The 2423-nt window shown below is 67.1% G+C and carries 3 protein-coding genes; 1 reads left to right on the top strand and 2 read right to left on the bottom strand.

Features of this window, described 5'->3' with window-relative positions; translation table 11 throughout:
• Positions 1-698 (top strand): serine hydrolase domain-containing protein (locus tag AC5RWT_RS36605; protein WP_494084495.1); only part of this gene is annotated, 698 nt, incomplete at its 5' end.
• Between the two features lie 5 nt (positions 699-703).
• Here the strand turns inward: AC5RWT_RS36605 and mutM are convergent.
• A complete protein-coding gene (gene mutM / locus AC5RWT_RS36610) occupies positions 704-1699 on the bottom strand; it encodes a bifunctional DNA-formamidopyrimidine glycosylase/DNA-(apurinic or apyrimidinic site) lyase (RefSeq protein ID WP_494084496.1) in 996 nt (331 codons plus the stop codon).
• Complete coding sequence (rnc, locus tag AC5RWT_RS36615) at positions 1692-2411, bottom strand: ribonuclease III (RefSeq protein ID WP_494084497.1); 720 nt, start codon at positions 2409-2411, stop codon at positions 1692-1694. The genes mutM and rnc overlap by 8 nt, the downstream gene beginning before the upstream one ends.
• Between the last annotated feature and the right edge of the window lie 12 nt (positions 2412-2423).

The raw sequence follows: 2423 nt of genomic DNA on the forward strand, positions 1-2423 counted from the left end.
CCTCGGTCACCAAACTCCTCAGTGCCTATGCCGTGTTGATGGCGGTCGAAGAAGGCGCGCTGGAACTCGACCAGGCGGCAGGTCCCGAAGGCGCCACTGTTCGCCATCTGCTGGCCCACTGCGCCGGCTACGACTTTGGCGACCGCACGGTCAGGTTCACCCCCGGTGACCGGCGGCTTTACTCCAACGCGGGCTTCGAGGTGCTCGGCGAAACGCTTGAGTCGGCCACCGGCATGACCTTCGCCCAATACCTGAAGGAAGGAGTGCTCGTTCCACTGGGCATGGCAGACACCAGCCTGGACGGCTCCCCCGCTGCCGGCGCCACCTCCACGGCAGCGGACCTGTCCCGCTTCGCCGCCGAACTCCAGGAGCCGGCGCTGCTGGCCCCCTCCACGCTGCAGGAAGCAACACACGTGGCTTATCCGCACCTGGCGGGCGTGCTGCCCGGCTTCGGACGCCAGCAGGAGAACGACTGGGGCCTGGGCTTCGAAATCCGCGACCACAAGGAGCCGCATTGGACCGGTGCGAACAGCTCGCCGGGGACGTTCGGCCACTTCGGCCAGTCCGGCACCTTCCTCTGGGCGGATCCCGACGCCGGGGCCGCGTGCATTGCGCTCACCGACCGCAACTTTGGGCCGTGGGCTGCCGAGGCGTGGCCGGCGTACACAGACGCCGTCCTGGCGGAACTGCAGCGTTAGCCGGCCTACCAGCGGCCGTTGCGCGGCCTCGGCTGGCAGACCGGGCAGGAGTAGGACGACCGGTTCATGAAGGTGTCCCGGCGGATGGTGGTGGACAGCCCCAGTTCGCCGCAGCGATGGCAGGGCCCGCCTTCGCGGCCATAGGCGTTGAGTGACCGGTCGAAGTATCCGGAGGCACCATTGACGTTCACATAGAGGGAATCGAAACTGGTGCCCCCTGCCTCCAGCGCCCGGGCCATGACGTCCTGGCACGCGGCGATCAGACGTTCGGCTTCCGTCCGGCGCAGGGTATCCGTCGGCCGGGCGTAGTGCAGCTTGGCAACCCACAGCGCTTCATCGGCGTAGATGTTCCCAATGCCGGAGACCAGGGCCTGATCCAGGATGGCCCGCTTGATGCCGGTCTTGCGGGCCCGCAGTCGCTGGTAGAAGCCGTCGAAGGAGAACGCCGGGTCCAGCGGGTCGCGGGCAATGTGCGCGGCTTCCACCGGGATCAGCGGCAGCCCGGTTTCGGATGTGCCGCCGGCATGGCCATCACGCGTGGGAACCAGGTCTGCCAGGAACATGCCGCCGAAAATCCGCTGGTCAACGAACCGCAGCTCGCCCGGCATGGGCGAACCATTCGTTCCGCCCGCCGGACTGAGCGTGAGACGGACTTTCAGATGCTTTTCATCCGGCTGCACGCTGTCTTCGACCAGCAGCTGCCCGCTCATGCCAAGGTGCGCCATGAGGGCGAGTTTGGGCTCCTCCGGCATGGCCTCGCCGCCGGGCTGGTGCACCGGACCTGCCGGAGCGGACTCCAGCAGCGGCATCCACAGGAACTTCCCCCGACGGGCCACATCGGCAACGTGCGCGCCGATGAGGTTCCCGCGCAGGTCGTCGGCGCCCAAGGCGTGCCGGCGGATGGACCGCTGATCCAAAATGTCGACGCCGGTGATTGTCCGCCCGCGGACCCATTGGGCCAACCCGCGGCGGACAACCTCCACCTCAGGCAGCTCAGGCATCCGAGTCGGCGGTCTCCGTCAGAGATTCGGACAAGGGGCCACGCAAGGCCCTCCACGTGGTCGCCGCCGCTTCCTGCTCGGCTTCCTTCTTGGAGTGGCCGGTCCCCTGGCCGAATTCGGTGGTGCCGATCAGGAGTGTGGCCACGAAGGTCCGGGCGTGGTCAGGGCCGGAGCCCTCCACGCGGTAGGTCACGTTGCCCATCTTCCGGGCAGCGGCCAGTTCCTGGATGCTGGTCTTCCAGTCCGTCCCGGCGCCCAGGGCGTCGGAGTCGGCCAGGAGCGGCCCGACGAGCCGCATCACCAACTGGCGTGCTGTTTCGATGCCGTGGCACAAGTAGGCGGCGCCAAAGAGCGCCTCCATCGTGTCGGCCAGGATGGACGACTTGTCAGCTCCGTTGGTGAGCTTTTCGCCCTGCCCGAGAAGCACATGCCGGCCCACGCCAAGACTGCGCGCAATGCCGGCCAGCGCCCGGGTGGACACCACGGCGGAACGCCGTTTGGCCAGCTCGCCCTCGGGCAGGTCCGGATTGTCGCGGTAAAGCGCGTCGGTCACGGAAAAGCCAAGGATCGAGTCGCCCAGGAATTCAAGGCGCTCATTGGTCGGCAGACCGCCGTGCTCATAGGCGTAGGAACGGTGGGTTAAAGCGAGACGGAGCGTCTCGGCATCGATATCGACGCCGAGACGCTCCAAAAGCTCTTCAGTTGAAGACATACCGGACGTTAT

Source organism: Arthrobacter sp. Dra40 (assembly GCF_059091905.1).

Excerpts from the sequence above, each read along its gene's own strand:
- mutM (WP_494084496.1), bottom strand. The coding sequence starts at position 1,699 with ATGCCTGAGCTGCCTGAGGTGGAGGTTGTCCGCCGCGGGTTGGCCCAA.
- rnc (WP_494084497.1), bottom strand. The coding sequence starts at position 2,411 with ATGTCTTCAACTGAAGAGCTTTTGGAGCGTCTCGGCGTCGATATCGAT.